General features: G+C 74.6%; 2 protein-coding genes. Both read right to left on the minus strand.

The window, feature by feature from the left end:
• Positions 1 to 1869 (minus strand): ATP-dependent helicase (locus M878_RS99860; RefSeq protein ID WP_245238091.1); only part of this gene is annotated, 1869 nt, incomplete at its 3' end.
• A 352-nt stretch (positions 1870 to 2221) separates the two neighbouring features.
• Entirely contained in the window at positions 2222 to 2608 is a 387-nt protein-coding gene (locus M878_RS63555; protein ID WP_023546921.1) for an MGMT family protein, read from the minus strand.
• Positions 2609 to 2794: the final 186 nt, after the last annotated feature.

The raw sequence follows: 2794 nt of genomic DNA on the forward strand, positions 1-2794 counted from the left end.
CCACGGCGTGCCCTGCCACAGCTCCCACAGCGCCTCCTCGGCCGTACCGCCGCCGGCCAGGCATCGGCGGGCCGTGCCGAGCAGCGCGCCGAGGCGCTGTGCCCCGCGCGCGTACGCGGGATCGTGTACGGCCAGACGCTCGGGCTCGGCGAGCGCCTGTGCCAGCAGTACGTCGGAGGGGGGCGGCAGCGGGTTGCCCGCCGCCCGCTCCTCCTCGCGCAGGGCACGCCCGAGGCGGCGCAGATCGGCCGGGTCCATGCCGGCGAGGGGGGAGGCGAGCAGGGTGAGCGCGGTCTCGGTATCGAGCCAGGAGGCGGGGTCCGGGATCTGCTCGGCACCGTCTCCAGCGACGGCTGCGGCTCCCTGCGCCCCGACTGCTTCGGCTTCCTCTGCTTCGGCTGCTTCGGCTTCGGCTTCCTCTGCTTCGGCTGCTTCGGCTTCGGCTTCCCCGGCCCCGGCCGATGCGGCTTCGGCTTCCCCGGCCCCGGCCTCCTCGGCTTCGGCGTCGTCCGCCGCTGCGGGCCGTTCGTCCTCCGTGGCGGCTCCCGTGGGGTTGTCCTCGTGCCGCCCGGCCTCCGCCGTGGCCACCGCGCGCAGGGCCGTCAGCAGGGGGGCCACCGCCGGTTCGTGGCGCAGGGGCAGGTCGTCGCCGTCGATGTCCACGGGGACGCCGGCCGCGGTGAGGGCGCGGCGGAGAGTCGGCAGGGTGCGGGAACCGGCCCGGACCAGGACGGCCATGTCACTCCAGGCGACGTCGTCCTCCAGGTGCGCGCGGCGCAGGATGTCCGCGATGTTGTCCAGTTCCGTACCAGCCGTCGGGTACGTGTAGACCTCGACGCGGCCGCCGTCCCGTACGGCGGCCGGCTCGCGGTGGGCGCGGACCTTGTCGGCGGGTAGCCGGGGCAGCGGCATGCGCTGGGTGATCAGGCGGGTGGCGGCCAGCAGGGCGGCGCCGGAGCGGCGGGCGGTGCGCAGCACCTCGACAGGGGCGGGGCGGCCGTCCGCGCGCGGGAAGGCCGCCGGGAAGTCGAGGATGCCGTTCACATCGGCGCCCCGGAAGGCGTAGATCGACTGGTCCGGATCGCCGAAGGCGACCAGGGTTCGTCCGCCGCCGGCCAGCGCGTGCAGGAGCCGTACCTGGGCGGGGTCGGTGTCCTGGTACTCGTCGACGTACACGGCGTCGTACCGGGCGGCGAGCCGAGCGGCGGTCTCGGGGCGGCGGGCGAGCAGGACCGCGCGGTGGACCAGTTCCGCGTAGTCGATCACGCCCTGAAGGTCGAGCACGTCGAGGTACTCGGCGAGGAATGCGGCGGCGGCGCGCCAGTCGGGGCGGCCGATGCGGCGGGCGAAGGCGTCCAGCGCGTCCGGGCCGAGGCCCAGCTCACGGCTGCGGGCGAGGACCGCGCGGACCTCGTCGGCGAAGCCGCGCGTGGTCAGACAGGCGCGCAGCTCGTCGGGCCAGCGCACATGGGTCAGCCCGAGCCGCTGCAGTTCCGGCTGACCGGCGAGCAGCCCGCGGACGGCGACGTCCTGCTCGGGGCCGGAGAGCAGGCGCGGCGGCTCGGCGGACAGGCCGCTGTCCTGGTGGGCGCGCACCAGGGCGTAGCAGTACGAGTGGAACGTGGTGGCCCGGGGGGCGCGGGCGGCACCGATCCGCAGGGCCATGCGGTCGCGCAGGTCGACTGCGGCCTTGCGGCTGAACGTCAGCACCAGGATGCGCTCGGGGTCGGCGCCCCGGGCGATCCGCGCGGCCACGGACTCGACGAGCGTGGTGGTCTTGCCGGTGCCGGGACCGGCGAGGACGAGGAGGGAGCCGCTCCGGTGGTCAACCACGGTGCGCTGTGCCGCGTCCAGACGAGGGGGGGTCATGGCGGCCGGCGGGGTACGGACCAGTCGGTAAGCGCCACGGCTCCCCTGCCGCACCGGGGGGTGCGGCAGGCGCCTGGTGGAGAAAGAGGAGCTCACGTGGTTGGCCGGTCCTGTGGTTGTGCTGGTGGGCGGGCGGTCACGCGTGCGTGACGGTGGCCGCGGGGTGAGGGAGACACGTGCAGGCGACGCTACGCCGCCCCATCGGACGGAAGCAGGGCTTCCGCTTCTTCTCTCGCGGCGCTCGCGCCACGCGCGTCCCACACCCCACGAACGTACGCCATGCCACGGACGTCCCCCATGTCACCCGTACGGGCTACGGGCTCTCTCCGGCGGCATCCGATGGCGGAAGCTTTCAGGTGTGACCATCCGTGCCCGCCCCGCCGTCCCAACGGGCCCGCCGCATGTCGAGTCGCGGCAGATGCCCCTCGGCGCTCCGGGCCGCCTCCTTCAGCGGCGTGCCCTCCGCGCGGTAGTGGTCGAGCGCGCTCAGCTCGTGGCCGGGCAGCAGCACACCGTCGGCTCGTACGACGCGCCACCACGGGACGGCGCCGCCGTAAAGGGACATCACCCGGCCGACCTGGCGCGGTCCTCCGTCCCCGAGCCACTCGGCGACATCGCCGTACGTCATGACCCGCCCCGGCGGAATCCGCTCCGCGACCTCGAGGACCCGCTCGGCGTACTCCGGCAGCGCGTCCGCGTACTCCTCGCGGGTGTCCTCGGCAGGGCTCGGCTCGCTCATTCGTCCCATCCTGCCGCACCCCACCGACATCGAGCGCGGACCGCGAGGTATGGCCCTCTCGCCCCGGGACGGCGCTTCCGGCAGACTGTGCGCCCGCGCATCCGCACCCTGATGCCCGCGTGTGTCGGTAGGGCATGCCACCATCGTGCGGGCGGTGACTGGTGATACGAGACCAAGAAGAGACCA

The sequence above is a fragment of the Streptomyces roseochromogenus subsp. oscitans DS 12.976 genome (genome assembly GCF_000497445.1).
Classification (GTDB): Bacteria; Actinomycetota; Actinomycetes; order Streptomycetales; family Streptomycetaceae; genus Streptomyces; species Streptomyces oscitans.